This window comes from Burkholderia sp. MSMB617WGS (assembly GCF_001532025.2).
Lineage (GTDB): Bacteria > Pseudomonadota > Gammaproteobacteria > Burkholderiales > Burkholderiaceae > Burkholderia > Burkholderia savannae.
This window is the reverse complement of the sequence record NZ_CP013457.1, coordinates 561,726-580,558: the sequence shown is the minus strand read 5'-3', so window position 1 is coordinate 580,558 and position 18,833 is coordinate 561,726. Positions and strand designations below refer to the sequence as shown.

The 18,833-nt window shown below is 66.1% G+C and carries 15 protein-coding genes and 1 pseudogene; 8 read left to right on the top strand and 8 right to left on the bottom strand.

The window, feature by feature from the left end:
* Positions 1–37: 37 nt before the first annotated feature.
* Entirely contained in the window at positions 38–1,639 is a 1,602-nt protein-coding gene (locus WT60_RS02925) for an APC family permease (RefSeq protein WP_038746450.1), read from the bottom strand.
* Between the two features lie 431 nt (positions 1,640–2,070).
* On the opposite strand from WT60_RS02925, the gene WT60_RS02920 reads away from it, so the two are divergent.
* Positions 2,071–2,274: a cold-shock protein gene (locus WT60_RS02920; protein ID WP_038746448.1), complete on the top strand. Its 204-nt coding sequence runs from the start codon at positions 2,071–2,073 to the stop codon at positions 2,272–2,274.
* A 214-nt stretch (positions 2,275–2,488) separates the two neighbouring features.
* On the opposite strand, the gene WT60_RS02915 is transcribed toward WT60_RS02920, so the two are convergent.
* Together WT60_RS02915 and WT60_RS02910 are read right to left on the bottom strand one after the other, a co-directional pair.
* Complete coding sequence (locus WT60_RS02915) at positions 2,489–3,751, bottom strand: Hsp70 family protein (protein WP_060355134.1); 1,263 nt, start codon at positions 3,749–3,751, stop codon at positions 2,489–2,491.
* Between the two features lie 629 nt (positions 3,752–4,380).
* On the bottom strand, positions 4,381–4,986 hold the full coding sequence (locus WT60_RS02910) for a nitroreductase family protein (RefSeq protein WP_038746441.1): 606 nt from the start codon (positions 4,984–4,986) through the stop codon (positions 4,381–4,383).
* On the opposite strand from WT60_RS02910, the pseudogene WT60_RS35630 reads away from it, so the two are divergent.
* A pseudogene (locus tag WT60_RS35630) lies at positions 4,948–5,148 on the top strand (restriction endonuclease subunit R); the annotation flags it as partial. The gene WT60_RS02910 and the pseudogene WT60_RS35630 sit on opposite strands and share 39 nt — an antisense overlap.
* A 68-nt stretch (positions 5,149–5,216) precedes the next feature.
* Here WT60_RS35630 and WT60_RS02900 read toward each other — a convergent pair.
* A complete protein-coding gene (locus WT60_RS02900) occupies positions 5,217–6,500 on the bottom strand; it encodes an MFS transporter (RefSeq protein ID WP_038746439.1) in 1,284 nt (427 codons plus the stop codon).
* A gap of 161 nt (positions 6,501–6,661) precedes the next feature.
* Here WT60_RS02900 and WT60_RS02895 point away from each other — a divergent pair, with 161 nt between their 5' ends.
* Positions 6,662–7,291 (top strand): TetR/AcrR family transcriptional regulator, encoded by a 630-nt coding sequence (locus WT60_RS02895; RefSeq protein ID WP_038746436.1) that lies wholly within the window; start codon positions 6,662–6,664, stop codon positions 7,289–7,291.
* A 153-nt stretch (positions 7,292–7,444) separates the two neighbouring features.
* Entirely contained in the window at positions 7,445–8,050 is a 606-nt protein-coding gene (locus tag WT60_RS02890; protein ID WP_060355135.1) for a DUF1415 domain-containing protein, read from the top strand.
* A gap of 75 nt (positions 8,051–8,125) precedes the next feature.
* On the opposite strand, the gene WT60_RS02885 is transcribed toward WT60_RS02890, so the two are convergent.
* The 4 genes from WT60_RS02885 to WT60_RS02865 form a co-directional block, all read right to left on the bottom strand.
* Positions 8,126–9,019 carry an SAM-dependent methyltransferase gene (locus WT60_RS02885; RefSeq protein ID WP_059581597.1) on the bottom strand — a complete coding sequence of 298 codons (894 nt, stop codon included), beginning with the start codon at positions 9,017–9,019 and terminating at the stop codon, positions 8,126–8,128.
* A gap of 135 nt (positions 9,020–9,154) precedes the next feature.
* Positions 9,155–10,294: a class I SAM-dependent methyltransferase gene (locus WT60_RS02880; protein ID WP_060355144.1), complete on the bottom strand. Its 1,140-nt coding sequence runs from the start codon at positions 10,292–10,294 to the stop codon at positions 9,155–9,157.
* Between the two features lie 203 nt (positions 10,295–10,497).
* Entirely contained in the window at positions 10,498–11,616 is a 1,119-nt protein-coding gene (locus tag WT60_RS02870; RefSeq protein ID WP_038746426.1) for an acyltransferase, read from the bottom strand.
* Positions 11,617–12,061: 445 nt separating this feature from the next.
* Positions 12,062–12,568: an LEA type 2 family protein gene (locus WT60_RS02865; protein WP_038746544.1), complete on the bottom strand. Its 507-nt coding sequence runs from the start codon at positions 12,566–12,568 to the stop codon at positions 12,062–12,064.
* Positions 12,569–13,174: 606 nt separating this feature from the next.
* Here WT60_RS02865 and WT60_RS02850 point away from each other — a divergent pair.
* The 4 genes from WT60_RS02850 (at position 13,175) to WT60_RS02820 (ending at position 18,831) form a co-directional block, all read left to right on the top strand.
* Complete coding sequence (locus WT60_RS02850; RefSeq protein ID WP_038746424.1) at positions 13,175–15,334, top strand: M1 family metallopeptidase; 2,160 nt, start codon at positions 13,175–13,177, stop codon at positions 15,332–15,334.
* 1,030 nt (positions 15,335–16,364) lie between these two features.
* The gene (locus tag WT60_RS02840) at positions 16,365–16,601 is read left to right on the top strand and encodes a hypothetical protein (protein WP_038746422.1); all 237 of its coding nucleotides are present in this window, start codon (positions 16,365–16,367) and stop codon (positions 16,599–16,601) included.
* 104 nt (positions 16,602–16,705) lie between these two features.
* Positions 16,706–16,936: a hypothetical protein gene (locus WT60_RS02835; protein WP_059581603.1), complete on the top strand. Its 231-nt coding sequence runs from the start codon at positions 16,706–16,708 to the stop codon at positions 16,934–16,936.
* Between the two features lie 626 nt (positions 16,937–17,562).
* The gene (locus WT60_RS02820; protein WP_038746416.1) at positions 17,563–18,831 is read left to right on the top strand and encodes an HlyD family efflux transporter periplasmic adaptor subunit; all 1,269 of its coding nucleotides are present in this window, start codon (positions 17,563–17,565) and stop codon (positions 18,829–18,831) included.
* Positions 18,832–18,833: the final 2 nt, after the last annotated feature.

Genomic DNA, 18,833 nt, shown 5'->3' with positions numbered 1-18,833 from the left:
ATCCGCCGCCGCCGATCGCGGGCGGCGGACGGTGCGATTACGCGCCGACTCCTTCGAGGATCTCGTCGCGCGATTCGCGCTCGTCGAGATATTCGGTGCGATAGCCGGTGTTCACGCCCCAGTAGTAGAACACGAGCGAGATCGCCGCGACGACCAGCATGTCCCAGCCGTACGGCAGCACATTGCGGCCGCCGAACTCCTTGCTGCCGATGAGCGAGAGCACGGCCATCGTCGGCAGGTACGCGACGAGCCACCACGCGGCCTTCAGGTCGCGGCCCCAGCCGCTCCAGCCGGACTTGCCCTGGAAATAGAAGTAGACGGGCAGCGCGACGACCATCAGCAGGATGATCTCGCCCGTCAGCGGCCACTTCGCCCAGTACAGGATCAGCGACGCGCACACGAACGCGAACGGCGCGATCAGCTTCATGCCGGGAATCGACAGCGGACGCTCGAGGTCCGTCGCCGCGCGGCGCAGCGCCATCAGGCTGATCGGGCCCGTCAGGTACGAGATCACGGTCGCGACCGAGATCACCGCCGCGAGCGAGCTCCAGCCGCGGAAGAAGAACAGGAAGATGAACGACACGAACAGGTTGAACCACATCGCGGGGCGCGGCACGCCGTAGAGCGGATGCACGCTGCCGAAGATCTTCGGCATCGTGTTGTTGCGCTCCATCGCGTAGATCATGCGGGTCGTCGTCGCCATGTAGGTCGTGCCGGTGCCGCTCGGGCTCACGAACGCGTCGACGTACAGCAGGATCGCGAGCCAGTTCAGGTTCAGCGCGATCGCGAGCTCCGCGAACGGCGAAGCGAAGTTGAAGTGCGCCCAGCCCTTCGCGACGTCGGCCGGATTCACCGCGCCGATGTATGCGACTTGCAGCAGCACGTAGATCACGAGCGCGATCAGGATCGACGAGATCACCGCGAACGGCACGCTGCGCGACGGATTGCGCGCTTCGCCGGCGAGATTCACGGGGCTTTGGAAGCCGTTGAACGCGAACACGATGCCGCTCGTCGCGACCGCGGTCAGCACGGCCGACCAGCCGTACGGCGCGAAGCTCGACGAGCCGCCCGACGTGCCGAGGTTCTCGCCGTGGAAGCTCGACAGCATCAGGCCGAGGATCGTGACGCCGGGAATCAGGAACTTGAAGATCGTGATCGCGGTGTTCGCGCGCGCGAAGAGCTTCACGCCCCAGTAGTTGAGCAGGAAGTAGACGACCACGAGGACGGCGGACAACAGCAGCCCCGGTGTCGTGAGTTCGCCGTTGACGAACAGCGCGTGCGCCCACGCATACGGCCAGGTGCTCATGTACTGGATCGACGCCTCGGCCTCGATCGGAATCACCGAGACGATCGCGATCCAGTTCGCCCACGCGCTGATGAAGCCGACGAGCGAGCCGTGCGAGTAGCGCGCATAGCGAACCATGCCGCCCGATTCGGGGAACATCGCGCCGAGTTCGGCGTAGGTGAGCGCAATGGCGAGAATCACGACCGCGCCGATGATCCACGCGCAGATGGCGGCCGGCCCGGCGATCTTGGCGGCTTTCCACGCGCCGAACAGCCAGCCCGATCCGATGATCGATCCCAGCCCGGTCAGCATCAAGGCGAACGGGCCGATGTTCCGTTGAATAGAACTCTTCACAACCTCTCCTATGTCTCAACAAGCAAGGTCGGCGCCGCCAGGGATCGAGCCGGACGGCACCGCGCATGCATTCTTGGGGGACAGGTTGCCCGATCGGGAGCAACCCATCCGCGCGCGGCGCGTAGTTTAACGGTTGCACCGGTCGATGGACGCAAAAAATCGATCGCGCCTACAAAAAATTCATGACAATGGCAAGCTTTGTAAGCTCTAATGTCTCGTTTACTAGGCAATAACCCTGAGACATGATGGAAGAGGATTGACCGCCGAATCGAATAGTCGTATAAACGATGGGGCAGGATTTCAAGCGGCGAGTGAATAGGTTCTTTCGTAGTTCGCCCATCAACGGTACTCCGGTTGGTCCCATTACCCCTTCCTTGATTTTCATGCGCTCCCCGGGCTTTGGCCCTGTTTTACATTTTTAGGAACAAGTTATGGCAACCGGTACCGTCAAGTGGTTCAACGACGCTAAGGGTTTTGGTTTCATCACGCCGGAAGGCGGTGGCGAGGATCTCTTCGCGCATTTCTCGGAAATCCGCACCGAAGGCTTCAAGACGCTGCAAGAAAACCAGAAGGTCGAATTCGAAGTGAAGACCGGCCCGAAGGGTCTGCAAGCAGCGAACATCAAGCCGCTGTAAGCGCAGCACGAGATTTCGCAGCACAGTAAAAAGCCCCGCTCAGGCGGGGCTTTTTATTTGTCCGGCTCGCCGGCGTGTCCGGCGCGCCTGCGGGCAGCGCGACACGCGCGCCCGCGCGGTGTTCGGGGCGTTCGGGCGTTTTTGGTCGCTCGAACGCCCGCCGCGCGGTCAGCGCTCGAGACGCCCGACGTCGAACGCGCGCCGGCGAGCCGCGTCAGCCGCCATACACGCGCTGCGCGTGGATGCCGAGCCCCGTCGCGACGCTCGCGAGGCGGTCGCCGTACACGGGCTGCGCGTCCGGGAAGGCCGCCGCGAGCGCGCCGGACAGGAACGCGAGCCCTGTCGAGCCGCCCGTGAAGTACAGCGCGCCGACGTCGTGCGGCGATATCCCCGCGAGCCGCACCGTCTCGCGCGCGGCGTCGACGATTCGCGTAGTCTCGTCGCGGCTCGCGTCGATCAGTTGGCCCGCGTCGAACGCGATCAGCAGATCCTCTTCGACGTCGTTCAGATCGATCATCGTCTCGCCGCCCGCCGACACGCCGATCTTCGCCTCCTCCGCGCGCGCGGCGAGCGCGTGGCCGAGCCGCTGTTCGACGACGCGCAGCAGGCGCTCGAAATGGCGCGCATCCGCATACAAATGCTTCATCAGCTTGAGCTCGCCCACCCGCTTCGGCGTGTAGACGGTGTTGATCAGGTGCCAGGTCGCGAGATCGAAATAGATCCGGTTCGGCAGTTCGCGGCCTTCCGGATCGAGCGCGCGGTAGCCGAACGCGGACAGCACCGCCGTCAGCTCGACGCGCCGATCGTAATCGGTGCCCGCGACGTGCACGCCATGATGCGCGAGCACGTCGTCCTTGCGCTCGAGCCGGCGCATCCGCTCGGGGCCGACGCGCACGAGCGAGAAATCCGACGTGCCGCCGCCGATATCCGCGACGAGCACGAGCCGCTCGGCGTCCTGCCGCGATTCGTAGTCGAACGCGGCGGCGATCGGCTCGTACTGGAACTGCACGTCGGCGAGCCCCACCGCGTGCGCGGCCGCCTCGAGCTGCTGCTGCGCGAGGCGGTCGGCGCGCGGATCGTCGTCGACGAAAAACACCGGACGGCCGAGCACCGCGCGGCCGATCGCGCCGCCCGCGCACGCCTCGGCCTTGTGCTTCAGATGCATCAGGAAGAGCGCGATGACGTCGGTGTACGCGATCGCGGAGCCGTCGCCGAGATCGGTCGTCGTTTCCGCGAGCGGCGAGCCGAGGATGCTCTTCATCGAGCGCATCAGGCGGCCGTCGAAGCCGTCGATGTACGACGCGAGCGCCGAGCGGCCGTATTCCCGGCTGCCTTCGTCGGTGTTGAAGAAGATGGCGGTGGGCAGCGTCAGATGCTCGCCCTCGACGGGGGCGAGCCGCATCCCGGCCGCGCCGCCGTCGCGCGGCAAAGCGACCGCGGAATTGGACGTGCCGAAGTCGATCGCGCAGTAAGTCATGGGGCGGGCCGCCGGATGGCGGTGCGAAAACGGAAGGACCGGCTTTTTATCACGAAACCGCCGCGCGTCACAACCGGGGCGCGGCCGGATGCAGGGGGCATGCGGCGGGACGATGCGCCCGACGCCGGCGGGCAGGCGCGGACGCGCGCGGCGGCGAGAGAGGGAAGCCCGTGTTCCGGCGTTCGTGCGCGCGGCTCGCCGGAATCGAAGGCGGCTTCCCGCTCAGACCCGGACGCAAAGCGAAACGCGCGCTCGGCCGCAGCCGGATCGAGACTCGGAATCGGACAAATGCGGCGCGTGGCGCCGCCGCCGGCCCCGAATCGCCCCACTGGGATTGCCCCGACATCGGCGCAGCGGCCTCCGCGGGGCGATCGCGGCGCGAAACCGTGGCGCGCAACAAGTTGCCGCGCCGCTCGACGGCCGCTTCACCGCATCGGCCGCCCCGAAGCCGCCAGCCACATCGGCGCCGGCTTCCGCCGTCACGGGCCGCGGCGCGGCACGCCCGCCGCGAATACGCCCGCCGCCGGTCATGACCGCCGCCGAACGCGGCCGCCCCGCATCGGCAACGCACGACGCGCACAGCCGGGCCGCTGCGCACGCCGCACGCGCCCGATACGCGTTCCGCTACGTCACGCCGCCGACGAGAACGGCTTTTGCCACGCGTGCTCGTAGATGACTTCGCCGATCGGATGACGCGTGCGCGGCGCGCGCTCGCGCTCGCGCAGCACCGGATCGAGCTTGTCGGCATCGCCGTAGTGACCGATCGAGATGATCGCGAGCGGCTCGACGTCGGCGGGAATCGCGAACGCGTCGCGGAACGCCTTCGCGTCGAAGCCGCTCATCTGGTGCGCGGCGAGGCCGAGCGCATGCGCCTGCAGCACGAGCGACATCGCGGCGGCGCCCGCGTCGTAGAGCGCCGTCGGGCTCGGCTCGCCCTTCGACGTCAGCGTGTGCGCGGTCACCGCGATCAGCACCGGCGCGGGCGCGTTCCAGCCCTGGTTGAACGGCACGAGCGTCGCGAATGCTCGCTTGAACGCGACCTCGTCCTTGCTGCGGTCGAACACGATGAAGCGCCACGGCTGCGCGTTGTACGCGGACGGCGCCCAGCGCGCGGCCTCGAGCACCGCATGCACATGCTCGGCGCTGACGGGTTCGCTCGAATAGGCGCGCGGGCTCCAGCGGCCGGCGATCAGATCGTGGATCGAAACGGAAGTGGGAGCGGGTTTGACGGACATGCGTTTCCTCACCAATTTGAAAAAAGGGCTCGGTCGCCCGGAAAAAGAAACGCCAGCATAACCGCTTGTCGATGAACTTGCCGGGTCGCGCGCGCAAATGCAAATCGACGCTTGCGCAAAGGGGCGCCGGGCGCGGCCGCTCGGCCGCCGAAACGGCGTCGGACCGTCGACAAACCGGGCACGCCGGGCACGCCGAAGAACATGTCGGGCATCCGCCGCCGCCCGGCCGTTCACGCCGCGCTCGCCGACACCCGCGCCGTCCCGCGATTGATCCGCAGCACGATCAGCGAGCCGACGATGCACAGCCCGCCCGAAATCATCGACGCAACCGTGTACGTGCCGAGGCTCGCGCGCAGCATGCCCGCGCCGAGCGCCGCGAACGCCGCGCCGAGCTGGTGGCCCGCCACGATCCAGCCGAACACGACGGGCGCCGCGTCCTTGCCGTACACGTCGGTCGCGAGGCGCACCGTGGGCGGCACGGTCGCGATCCAGTCGAGCCCGTAGAACACCGCGAAGAGCGGCAGCCCGAAAAAGTCGATGCCGAACGCGTGCGGCAGATAGATCAGCGACAGCCCGCGCAGGCCGTAGTACCAGAACAGCAGCATGCGGCTGTCATAGCGGTCGGACAGCCAGCCGGACATCGTCGTGCCGATCAGGTCGAACACGCCCATCGCCGCGAGCAGCGACGCGCCCTGCACCTCCGTCATCCCGTAGTCGCTGCACATCGCGATCAGGTGCGTGCCGACGTAGCCGTTCGTGCTCGCGCCGCAGATGAAGAAGCTGAAGAACAGCAGCCAGAAGTCGCGCGTCTTCGACGCCGTCGCGAGCGTGCCGAACGCGACCGCGATCGGGTTGCGCTTCGCGCCGTCGTCCGCGCGCGGCGCGCCGGCCGGCTCGCCGTACGGGCGCAGCCCGACGTCGGACGGCCGCTCGGGCAACAGCAGCGCGACGAGCGGCACCGCGATGGCCACCGCAATCGCGACCGTCAGCACGACGGGCCGCCAGCCGTGACGCTGCGCGATCGCCGCGAGCATCGGCAGGAACACGAGCTGCCCCGTCGCGGAACTCGCGGTCAACAGCCCCATCACGAGGCCGCGCCGCGCGACGAACCAGCGCGTGACGAACGTCGCCGACAGCGTGAGCGCCGCGACGCCCGTCGCGCCGCCGACCAGCACGCCCCAGATCAGTACCATCTGCCACGTCGCCGTCATCGTCGACGACAGCGCGACGCCCGCGCCCATCACGGCGAGCGCGGCGAGGATCGTCGGACGCACGCCGAAGCGCTGCATCGCGGCCGCCGCGAACGGCCCGATGAGCCCGTAGAGCGCGATGTTCACGGAGATCGCGAGCGAGATCGCCGCGCGGCTCCAGCCGAATTCGTGCTCGAGCGGCACCATCAGCACGCTCGGCGTCGCGCGCGTGCCCGCCGCCGCAAGCAGGACGAGGAACACCACCGCCGCCGCAAGCCAGCCGTAATGGAAACGCCCGCCTATCCGCTTTGCCGCCCAGTTCATTCGAATCGCTCCTGACGCGGCACGCCGCCGATCGCATCGGCATGCCGGAGGTTGAGGGGAAATCGCGCCGATCTCTGTTACCGGTCGGTCACAAGTCGTTGCGATCCTAGTGACCGATCGGTAACATGTCAAGCATTCAATTTTCGTAGTCGGGATCGAGCATGACCACCATCGTCGCCAAGGCCGCCAAGCCGGCCGCCCGTCGCACACGCAGCACGCAGATGGCGGGTTCGGAAGCGCAGCAGCACCTGCTGCGCGCAGCGCAAGAGCTGTTCTATCAGGAAGGGATTCGCGCGGTGGGCGTCGAGGCGGTCGTCGAGCGCGCGGGCGTCAACAAGATGAGCCTCTACCGGCAGTTCGCGTCGAAGGACGAGCTCGTGCTCGCGTACCTCGACCGGATGGACACATGCTTCTTCGAGCGCTTCGACGCAAGCGCCGCGAAGCATCCGGGCGATCCGAAGGCGCAGCTCGTCCAGTATTTCGACGACCTCGCGCAGCGCGCGTCGCAGCCCGGCTATCGCGGCTGCCCGTTCCTCAACGTCGCGACCGAGTTTTCGAATCTCGAGCACCCGGCGCGGCTCGCGGTCGCCGACAACAAGGGCCGGCTGATGGCGCGGCTCGTCGCGCTTTCTGAAGCCGCGGGCGCGCGCGAGCCGCAGGCGCTCGCCGACGCGCTCGCGCTGCTGATCGAAGGCATTTACGCGGCGAGCCAGACGTACCGGCCGGGCGCATCGCCGATCGGCGGCGCGCCGCGCGCCGCGCGGCAGTTGATCGACGCGGCGTGCGCATGATGCGGCGGCGCGCGCGGCAGGCGCACGCGCGACGCGCGACGATCTTCGCGCAATCGCCGCTTCGCAGCCGATCGATGCGGCCGGCGGCGCCGACGCATCGCGCCCCGCCCGCGCCCGCTACAATCGCGGCTTGACCGCCACGCCGTTTCCGCCATGATCGAAGTCTCTCCGCCCGACGCCGACATCCTCGCCGCCACGCGCCACTGGCTCACGCGCGCGGTGATCGGGCTCAATCTGTGCCCGTTCGCGAAGGGCGTGCACGTGAAGCGGCAGATTCGCTATGCGATCAGCCGCGCGGCGTCGCTGGAAGCGGCGCTGACCGATCTCGAAAGCGAGCTGCGGCGCCTCGAGGCCGCCGATCCGGACGAAATCGACACGACGCTCGTGATCTTCCCGAACACGTTCGACGACTTTCTCGACTACAACGACGCGCTCTGGTTCGCCGATCGCCTGCTTCAGCAACTGCGGCTCGAAGGCACGCTGCAGATCGCGAGCTTCCACCCGCGCTATCAGTTCGACGGCGCCGGGCCCGACGACATCGAGAACTACACGAATCGCGCGCCGTATCCGATCCTGCACCTGCTGCGCGAGGCGAGCATCGAGCGCGCCGCCGACGCGTTCCCGGACGCGGCCGACATCTACGAGCGCAATCAGGCGATGATGCGCCGCCTCGGCCATGCGGGCTGGCGCGACTGGATGGCCCAGCGCGACGCAGACGAAGGGAACGAAGAGAACGAAGGGAACAAAGAAGCGAAGTAGCGCGATGCGGCGCGAAACGCCGGCGCACCGTGCGCTCGCCCCGCACGCCGCGAGCGCCGCGTCACGCGGCGAAGATCACGCGCGCGGCTCGGATTCGGCGGCGTCCGGCTTCGCGCTCGCGCCGGCGGCCGCCTGCGCGGCGGGCGCGAAGAAGCGCTCGCGCAGCTCCGCGAGCCCGAACATGTCGAGGATCTCGCCGAGCCGCTCGCTCGGCTTGCGTTGCGGCAGGTTCTTGTATTGCGCGATGATGAGCTCGTTCTTCATCGAATGCTCCCAGCCGACGAGCTCGGTCACGCTCACCTGATAGCCGTGCGCCTCGAGTTGCAGGCAGCGCAGCACGTTGGTGATCTGGCTGCCGAACTCGCGCGTGTGCAGCGGATGCCGCCACACTTCCGTCAGCGCATTCGCGAGCGATTTCCCCTTGCTCTTGCGCAGCACGCCCGCGACTTCCGCCTGGCAGCACGGCACGAGCACGATGTGCCGCGCGCGCTTGGCGAGCGCGAAGCGGATCGCGTCGTCGGTCGCGGTGTCGCATGCGTGCAGCGCGGTGACGATGTCGACCGTTTCCGGCAGTTGCGGCGACGTGATCGAATCGGCAACCGACAGATTCAGGAACGACATCCCGCCGAAGCCGAGCCGCGCGGCGAGCTCGGTCGAGCGCGCGACGAGCGCCTCGCGCGTTTCGATGCCGTAGACGTGCGAGCCGGCGAGCGGACGCTCCTTGAAGAACAGGTCGTACAGGATGAAGCCGAGATACGACTTGCCCGCGCCGTGATCGGCGAGCGTCACGCCGCCCTTTTCCCGCGCCACGTCCGAGAGAAGCGGCTCGATGAACTGGAACAGGTGATAAACCTGCTTCAGCTTGCGGCGGCTGTCCTGATTCATCTTGCCGTCGCGCGTCAGGATGTGCAGTTCCTTCAGCAGTTCGATCGACTGGTTCGGGCGGATTTCGTAAGTCTTGGTCGACATCGGGAGACAGGCCGGCTGCCGTTCAGGACCGAAGTCAGGCGGCGGCAGACGGCATCAAAGCGTGCGTGGAAGTGTCACAGTTTACCGAAAACCGGCCGCCTCGCTCCTCGTACCGAGCCGCGCGCGCCGGCCGGCTCAGCCGCGTGCGGCGAGACGCCAGAGCGACGTCGTCTCGGCCGCACGCGCACGATGCAGCGGATCGGCGGGGTCCGACGCCTTCGGATGCACCGGCTTGATGTCGTCGCGGCCGACGACGCTCAGGCCCGCCGCGTCGATCCAGCCGAGCAGTTCGTCGCGCGTGCGCAGGCCGAGATGCTCGGCGAAATCCGACAGGATCAGCCAGCCTTCGCCGCCCGGCGAAAGATGCGCGGCGAGCCCCGCGAGAAAGCCTTTCAGCATCCGGCTGTCCGGATCGTAGACCGCGTATTCGAGCGGCGAGCTCGGCCGCGCGGGCAGCCACGGCGGATTGCAGACGACGAGCGGCGCGCGCCCGTCGGGAAACAGATCGGCTTCGACGATCTCGATGCGCGACGCGTAGCCGAGCCGCGCGACGTTCTCCGCCGCGCAGGCGCGCGCGCGCGCGTCCTGATCGGTCGCGACCACGCGCTCGACGCCGCGCGACGCGAGCACCGCGGCGAGCACGCCAGTGCCGACGCCGATGTCGAACGCGAGCGACGTCGACGGCAGCGGCGCACGCGCGACGAGATCCACGTATTCGCCCCGCACGGGCGAAAACACGCCGTAGTGCGGATGAATCCGCTCGCCGCCGAGCGCGGCGAGCGGCACGCCCTTCTTGCGCCATTCGTGCGCGCCGACGATGCCGAGCAGCTCGCGCAGCGACGCGATCGAGCGCTCGCCGCCCGCCGCGCCATAGGCTTCTTCGCATGCGGCCCGCAGATCCGGCGCACGTCGCAGCGCGATCGAATAGTCGGCTTCGAGCAGGATCAGCAGCATCCCGAGCGTGCGCGCGCGCTGCGCCTGCGCCATCCGGTGGAGATTGAACGCATCGACGGGCGTCGCCGCGGGCTTCGCCTTCTTCGGCTTGCGATCGATGCGGCGCGCGAGCGCCTGCAGCAACTGGCGCGCGTTCTGGAAGTCGCCCTGCCAAATGAGCGCCGTGCCTTCGCACGCGAGGCGGTAGGCGACATCGGCCGTCATGCGATCGTCGGCCGCGACCGCGCGGCGCGGCGGCGGCGAACCGGCTTCGGAGCGCCAGCGAACGGCGTGCTCGACGCCGTCGGCGTCGGTCCATTGGAATTCGGGAAAAGCGGTCACGAGGAATCGGAAATCGTTGAGTCGATGGGCGGCGCGACGCGCCGCGGACGACACAGTACCGCGCTTTGCGCCGGCCGGCAAAATGCATCGGGCGCGCGGCGGCGGATCGCGACGCCGTTGTGCGTCGACAATCGGCGCGGCGATCGACGAAGGCGAGCAACGCGCGTCGCTCGCAGCGCCCCTTTTCCTCAGACTTTCGCCGCTCAGACCTTCGCCGTCATGGCTTCGGCGCGGCGCTTCGGCGTCAACGCATGCGCGAAGCGCACGAACGGCGCCTCGCAGAATCGATAGCTCGCCCACGACAGCGCGATCGCCGGCAGAATCGGCAAGGCCATGTACACGCCGAGCGGCTGGTCCGTGATTCCGTATCGTTCGCACACCCACAGCAACAGATACAGCGGAATGCCGTGCAGCAGATAGATGGAGTAGCTGATCTCGCCGAGCCACGCGAAGAACCGCAGGCGAATCTTCAATACCGTTGCGAGCGCAACGAAAATCGCGATGCCGAGCACGTAGCCGAACGATGCGGACATGTGCACGAAATCGCGGTGTCGCCAGTTCGCCGCCGCCATCAGCAGCGAGATCGCGACGATGAGCAGGCCGAGCGCGATCGTCGCCGCGCGATACGAGACCGGCAAGCGGCCGCGCATCAGGTCGAACGTCTTCGACGGCGTCTCGTACGCTTGCCGGAAGCACGCGCCCCAGAACATGATCGCGAGGTGAAAGAGCATCCCCTTGTACTGGCCGAGCGCGCTTGCCGGAACGATCCGCAGCGCCGACGTGACGACGAAGAGCACGCACAGCCCCGCGCACACCGCGCAAAGGTCGCGCATGCGATGCAGTGCGCCGATGCTGAACAGCAGCACGCACAGTACGTAGAAATACAGCTCGGTTTCGAGCGTCCAGTAATGCCCCATCACCGGATCGCTGCCGAACGCCGTCGGAATCATCGTCACGTTCGCGAGCAGGCCGGACGCCTCCATTCGCAGCCCGAACAATAGCCAGTACACGAGATAGCCGAGCGGCAGCGACAGCCAGAACGCCGGATAGAGCCGGAAAAAGCGACGCACGACGAAGCGGCGCGTGCCCTCCGCAGGCGCGCCTCGCAGGCTCGTCGGAATCAGCATCCCGCTGATGCAGAAGAAGATGACGACGCCGATGCGCCCGAAGTTCACCGAACGCTGCACCGCGTCGAGCACGTGCTGCGAGCCTGCGAGCTTGTCGAAGAGCTCCGCGTAGTGCGTCCACATGACGAACAGCACGGCGACGGCGCGCATCGCATCGACATGCGCGAAGCGGCTCGGGCTGGTGGAATCGGACATGGCAGGATAGATCGTACGGCTGGCGCTGCGCGCAAAACGGCGACGCGCGCGAACCCGACGCACACAAGCGCGCCGAGCGGCATCGCCGCCTCGTCACGCTAACGTAGCGCGCCGCGCGCGCACTTTCCGTGCGGCACCGCACGCAACGAGCCGGTCGATGCAATCGATCAGCGGGCCCATGACGCGTCGCGTTCGAAGACGCATGCGCGCGGCACGTCGCGTCACGTGATACGGGCACGCGATACGACTGGCTGCGTAAGATGCGTCTCGCGGCGCGCTGCGCGCCGCACGTCGGCCGATCGGGACAACGCTGCCGAAACAGCGCGCGCACTACTCGCGCGCTTGCATTGCGGCGGCCTCGAACGGCGGACGAACTCTCACGCGCACGGCAATCGATGCGTGCCCGCGCTCAATCGCCCGCGACTCTCGCACTTCGCATCCAATTTCAATAGCCGCGCCCGTAACCGCCCGACGATGCGGGCAAGGCGAGCGTGCCCGAATCGGTGAAACGCACGCTGCCGAACATTCCACCGGCGAGCTTGCCGCGCAGCACGTAGGGCAGCTTGCCCGATTCCGTCACGTCAGCGAGCCCGAACGCCTGCCGCGCGGCCGCAAACGCGGACACCGTGACGGGCACGCTCAGCACCTGTTCGCCGAAACGCGGCACCGTCCCGCGCACGTCGCTCACGCCGCTCGCGAACGGCCTGCCGTTCAGCTCGAGATCGAGCGCGACGCCGTCGTAGTCGATCGGCGCATCGTTCGGATTCTGGAGCCGCAGCTTCACGTCGAAGCGCATTTCGAGCCCCTGCCCGACGAGCGGCTCGATACCGACGACGCTCACGCGCACCGGATCACGCGCGGTCAACGCCGCGCAGCCGCCGAGCGCGAGCAGCACGACGAATGCGGCGAACAATCGCCCAACGAACGAGTGGGAACGGTGCAAGGCATGCATCGACGGCAACTCCTCGGGGCAAGACACGGGAGCGGCCATTGTAACCAGCGGCGGCTCGACGACCGCCGAACCGCCCGCGCCGCCCCCGATGCGCAACGCTCATCTTTCGTAGTCCTTCGATCGACTTTCCGCGCCTTCCGGCCGCGCACTACGAATACTCAATTAGCTTTATTTGAGGATTAAACATTCCAAAAACGGAATTAGAAGAAGGAATCGAAAAACCACTTCCCATCAAATTTTTTTTGATTCCTTTACGTTAATCCATCAAGTATATTGAGCAATCTTTCGAATCGCCTGACATTCCTTAAAGCCGCATGACGAAGCTGACGTTCCGCCTGGAGGCGGAAAAGCCCGCCTCGCCCGGCCGAGCGGGGTCGTACGGGCGACGAAAGCCGCCGGCAAGCGTTTCCCGCCGCACCGGCCATTCTTCACAAACCAGAATCCGAAGGGGGCACCCAACCATGATTACTTTCACGTAAGCACGCAGCAATCTTTCCGAATATAACCGGGGTAATTCATTTCGCTGTCGATTGACGGCGAAGGCGAACTATTGCCCGTCGAATTCATGCAGGACCGAATGATTATCTTTTCAATTCGAGGTTCAGTATGTGGATAAACAATCGTAGATTGCGATATCTGTCCCTGCTCGGTGCGCTCGCGCTGGCCGCCTGCGGCGGCGACGACGGCGGCACCGGCTCGGCCGTGTCGCTCGGCGCCGCGCACAGCCCGTCGAACGGCGCCAACAGCGCGAACGGCAACGCGACGGCGCCCGCCGCCGCGGTCGACAAGAGCACGAAGCCCGTCGAAATGCCCGACACCGTCGTGCCCGTCAACTACAAGCTATGGTTCCGCCCGAACGCGGACCTGAACCAGTTCAACGGCCGCGCGGACGTCGAGATCAAGGTGCTCAAGCCCGTCAACGCGATCGTCGTCGCGGGCCACCGGATCCAGTTCGCGAACGGCAGGATCACGCTGCAGCCCGGCAACGTGCAACTGATCGCGACGCCGCAGGACAAGGGCGACTTCTATCAGCTGCGCCCCGCGAGCGGCCAGATCGCCCCGGGCAACTATTCGCTGCATATGGAGTGGCAAGGGATCATCAACTTCAAGTCGTACGACGACCCCGTCAACCACACGGGCGGCAGCTGCGGCAATGATCCGTATCCGGGCTGCTCGGCGGCGGAAGGGATCTTCCGCGTCGATCTGAAGAGCACCGACGGCACGACGAGCGGCGCGATCCTCACGCAAGGCGAAACGAACCTGTCGCGCCAATGGTTCCCGGGCTGGGACGAGCCCGCGTTCCGTCCGACCTATGAAGTGACGGCCGAGGTGCCGCAGGCCTGGCGCGTCGTGTCGAACGCGGCCGAATTGCCGGCGGTGAACGTCGGCGGCGGCTACAAGCTGGTGTCGTTCGAGAAGACGCCGCCGATGCCGTCATATCTGGTGTTCTTCGGCGGCGGCCTGTTCGACGTGCTCGAAGACGACTTCTCGAGCCCGCTGCCTGACGGCCGCGGCCTGCATCTGCGCATCTTCACGCCGCCCGGCATGCGCGAATGGGCGCGCCCCGCGATGCAACGCACGAAGCAGGCGCTCGATTACTACTATCGTTACACCGGCATCCCGCTGCCGCTCAAGAAGTTCGACACGGTCGCGGCGAACGACGCCTTCAAGGACCAGAAGGGCCTGAATTTCGGCGGCATGGAGAACTGGGGCTCGATTCTCGAGTTCGCCGACGACATCCTGCCCGAACCGGGCAAGCCGATGTCGCGCTACGGCAACCAGGTGCTCACGCACGAAGTCGCTCACCAATGGTTCGGCGATCTCGTGACGACCGACTGGTGGGACGACGTTTGGCTGAACGAATCGTTCGCGCGCTTCTTCGAAACGAAGACGACGATCCAGTTCTTCCCGGACGAGTTCAACTGGCTCGACCACATCCGCTCCAAGTATCGCGTGATCAACAAGGACATCAGCCAGGACGCGTTCCCGATTCAGCCGAATTTCAACGGCTGGGCGTCGAACGATTTCGTCGTGAGCGCGAGTTCGTTCGTCTATAACAAGGGCGGCATGGTGCTAAAGATGCTCGAGGGCTATCTCGGCGAAGAGACGCTGCGCAAGGGCCTTCAGCAATACCTGAACGACTACGCGTTCGGCAACGGCACGCCGAAGCGTCTGTGGGACACGCTCTCCGCGGCGAGCGGGCAGCAGGTCGGGCCGATCGGCGACAGCTTCGTGCGTCAGACCGGCGTGCCGCTCCTGACGCTCGATACGCAGTGCGATCTGACGAAGAACCAGAACGTCGTGACGCTCAAGCAGTCGCCGTTCCCGAACAAGAACAAGTATCCGGGCGCGCAATGGACGATTCCCGTGACGCTCGGTTACGGCAACGGCCTCGTCAATCGCAAGACGCTCGCGCTGAAGGATACGCAAACGCAGATCCGCCTCGACGGCTGCTCGGCCGTCGTCGCGAATCCGAGCGGGTTCGACTACTACGTGACGGACTACAGCGACGCCGCATGGAGCGCACTCCTCACGCAAATCAACGCGTCGACGGACCCGGTGCTGCTCCTGAACCTGAAGAGCGAGGCCGCGCTGCTCGTCGCGTCGAATCTCGCGCCGCCGTCGCGCGAGACGAGCATCTCGTCGATCAACTCGCCGGCCGCGATGAAGCTGCGTCAAGTGCCGTCGATCTTCGAGACGCCGAAGGAACGTCCGCAGTTGCGTTACCAGGGCGAGTTCACGCCGCGGCAACAACGGACGCAATAAGCCGAACGCGAACGTCGCCGCCTGCATCGCCCGTCGCCGCGCAGCACGCGGCGACGGCAACCGCGAAGCGGCGGCGCACGACGCAATGTGCGCCATGCGGGCCTCCGATCGGAGGCCCGTTTTTTATCTTCGCCATTTCGTCAAAATCGACGCTCGAGCGGCATGCCGAAACAAAACCGATGCGCGCGTCGCGCGAATACGAATCGACTCGGCGCTCGCCTATTTTCGGAATACGATCTTATTTTAAAATATTTAACAATTATTCTTGCGACGGGTGAATCGAATCTCCTCGCCACCCTATCGGCCACTCGCTCGAATAACCCCTCTACGCACGCGTCACGGCCCTGACACGCGGCGATGCCGAGCGACGCCGCTCCGCACGGATCGCACGCTCGACGCTCCGATGCCGGTCTCGCAACTTCATCCGCGCGTAATCTCGAATCGTTCGATCGTTAGAACTCGTTCATCGTGTTTTTTGACCTGCTTTAAACAACGATTAAACCGCCGAGCGCACCGCGTTGATGAGTACGCTAGCGAACTTAACAGATCAAACCGAACTTTGATAATTGCCCCACGACCACGCGAGCATCGAAACATGCCGCCGTGTCGTAGCGAATCCGCTGAACCTGCGCAACCGCATTCGTTCGATCCCGCACGACGGCCGCGTCGCAACCGGTCGATACGCGTTGCCTCCGGCTCGGCGCCGTTCGTCGACGATCGACCTGCAATGCTCGACGACGAACGAACGTTGCTATTCATCCAAGAGCATGTTCGGGGGCCGACTGATGACGAAGGCATGGGAAGACAGCGTGGGTCAGGCGTTAGGCGCATCGCGACCTGCGTCGACGATGCGCCGGATACGAAGATGAGTCGACCATCGGGCGTCGCGAGCGGATCGGTGCACGATGCATCGATCCGCTCGCCGCGACGAGCGATGGTCGAAGACCGGATTGATTTGCAGCGCTTCACGAACGGCGTCGCAGATCTGCCCCGCCAGATGGGCCATCTGGCAATTACTTGGAGAAAAGCAATGCAAGAACTCAACCAACAAGAGATCGATCTCGTCGGCGGCGCAACGGTGGGCGGCGGCCTGATCGGCGGCCTCACGGGCCTGATCGGCGCTTACGGCGGCGCGCTGTACGACCTCGGCGCAAACCTGACGAACGATCTCGTTGGCTTCGCGACGGGCGTGGTCCAGATCGGCGAAACGCTCGTCGGCGGCACGCTCGCCAACATCGCGAGCATCATCACCGGCCCGTCCGCGTAATAGCGGCGCACCGATGATCAATTGAGCGCCGACGGACACTTCTCTCCTTCTCTCGGCCGCTCGATGGATTTTCCAGCCACCTGCACATCATTCGGAGATTCACAATGCAAGAACTCAATCACCAAGAAATCGCCATGGTCGGCGGCGCATCGCTGCTGACCAACCTGGTCAGCGCCATCGGCAACGAAGTGCTGCTGCTCGGTCAGTCGGCCTACAACTTCGGTGGGAACCTGACGGACAGCGCAGGCGCGATCCTGACGCACACGGTCGACGGCATCGCCGGCGCGCTGACCAGCACGGTCGGCATCATCCAAGGCGTGCTGACGGGCAGCTGATCGCGTCTCGACGCGACGACTATCGAAGCGACGACGACGAACGATTCACAGTCGTCGACCACTTGATTAGTCATGCTTAGTGCGTGCCCGGTCCCGTCACCGGGCACGCAGTCCGAACGCCCTCACATCGCGCCCGGCGCGATACGTCACGCGCAACGCACACGCGATCCGCAGCCAACGGCAATCGCACCCGCCCCTCCCATCGCCCATCCGCTCGAATCATCGCGCACGTTGGGGGAAAGACTTCAAAGATGGTCAAAACGTAGGCCAACGCGCTTTCCTGTTCGGCCCCGCTCCGATAACTTCTGATGCGACGCCACCGAATTTCGAATCGCCCGCATCCGAGGCCAGGGCCGCGCGCTTCAGCGAGCGACCGCTGCGGACGATTCGCCGATGTCACGCCGAGCACCGCATCGCTTTGCGGCTTCGTTCGCCGCGAGATCGTGACGACATCCATGACGAGCTAGACATGCACGACCCGACTCGAGCACGACTCGAAGCCACCACGCGCGGCAACCGCCCACTCGACGCGAAACGCACGCCCATTTGCCGCGGCGCTCGAGCGGCATGACGCCGCCGCGACGCAACTTCGAGCCGACCTACACGCTACTTTCGGCAGTCCTTTCATGACGCCCAATACTCCACTCTTTCGTACCGCCGCACAGGAAGCGCAGCGCACGCAGACACTCGGCGAGATCGTGCTGATTCGCCCCGTGACGTTCGCCGTGCTCGCGACCGCCGCCGCGAGCATGGCGCTCGGCGTGATCCTTCTCTTCACGTTCGGCACCTATACGCGCCGCACGACGGTTGACGGCGTGCTCACGCCGGATACGGGCCTCGTCAAAGTCTATGCGCAGCAGACAGGCGTCGTGTTGAAGAAGAACGTCGTCGAGGGGCAGCACGTCACGCGCGGACAGGTGCTCTACACGGTGTCCACCGATCTGCAAAGCGCGGCCGCCGGGCAGACTCAGGCGGCGCTCATCGAACAGGCGCAGCAACGCAAGACATCGCTGCAGCAGGAGCTCGACAAGACCAGGAGGCTGCAGCAGGACGAGCGCGACACGCTGCAATCGAAGATCGCGAGCCTGCGCGCGGAACTCTCGGGCATCGACGATCAGATTGCCGCGCAACGCACGCGCGCGTCGATCGCGGCGGATGCGGCGTCGCGCTACGCCGGCCTGCTGGCGCAGGACTATATCTCGAAGGATCAGGCGCAGCAGCGCCAGGCGGATCTGCTCGATCAGCGTTCGAAGCTGAACAGCCTGATGCGCGATCGCGCGAGCACCGCGCAGACGCTGAAGGAAGCGCTCAACGATATGTCGGGGCTGTCGCTCAAGCAGCAGAACCAGTTGTCGCAAATCGATCGCAGCGTGATCGACGTCGATCGCACGCTGATCGAAAGCGAAGCGAAGCGCGAGTTCGTCGTCACCGCACCGGAAACGGGCACCGCGACCGCGGTGATCGCCGAGCCGGGCCAGACGGCCGACACGTCGCACCCGCTCGCGAGCATCGTGCCGACGAACGCGCACTGGCAGGCGTATCTGTTCGTGCCGAGCGCCGCGGTCGGCTTCATTCATGTCGGCGATCGCGTGCTCGTTCGCTATCAAGCGTACCCGTATCAGAAGTTCGGCCAGTACGAAGCGAGCGTCGTGTCGATCGCGCGCACGGCGCTGTCGGCGGCCGAGCTCGCGACGAGCGGCGGCCCCACCGCGCAAACGGCGAGCGGCACGTACTACCGGATCACGGTCGCGCTGAAGTCGCAAAGCGTGACGGCCTACGGTAAAGCGCAGCCGCTGCAAGCCGGCATGGCGCTGCAAGCCGACGTCCTGCAAGAGCGCCGCCGTCTGTACGAGTGGGTGCTCGAGCCTCTTTACAGCCTGACCGGCAAACTCTGACG